The organism is Halorubrum sp. Atlit-28R (genome assembly GCF_003665955.1).
GTDB lineage: Archaea > Halobacteriota > Halobacteria > Halobacteriales > Haloferacaceae > Halorubrum > Halorubrum tropicale.
The window spans coordinates 1-482 of sequence record NZ_QPLS01000182.1 but is presented as its reverse complement, the minus strand read 5'-3'; the positions used below and the strand labels follow the sequence as shown (position 1 = coordinate 482).

Here is a 482-nt window from a genome sequence, read left to right as displayed (position 1 = left end):
GTCAGGGCTTCCGTGTTCGAATTGGGGTACGTAACCTCTGCGTCCGGCGTCGTGGCGAGCGATTCCGTGCTCGTCACGTTGACGGTGAGGTTCCCCGTCGCCTCGTTGAAGTCGAGCGTTGCCGCGATTCCGGGCTTCGTCGTGTCGACTACGACCGGGTTGTTCCGGGTGACGACGCGCTCGTTGTTCGCTTCGTCGGTGACCGTCGCTTTCACGCTGTAGGTGCCGTCCGAGAGTGCGGACGTCACGTCGAGCGTGTGGTCCGCACCGGACGTCTGGCCCGACGTTCGCGTGAACGTCTTCTTCACGCCGGTTTCAGACTCCAGCGTGTATACGATGGTGACGTTCTCATCAGTGCTGTACGTGACGTTGACCGAGTCGTTCGTGTAGACCGTGCTGTCGGTGCCGTCGATGGACGCGAGGTCGTACGTCGGCAAGTTGTTGTCGACAGAGACGGTCGCGTTGCCGACCTGGCTGTTGTC

At 61.8% G+C, this 482-nt stretch carries 1 protein-coding gene; it reads right to left on the bottom strand.

Translation table 11 applies throughout. The features are described 5' to 3' along the window. Nucleotides 1-482 (bottom strand): hypothetical protein (locus DVK06_RS17445; protein WP_147438178.1); only part of this gene is annotated, 482 nt, incomplete at both ends.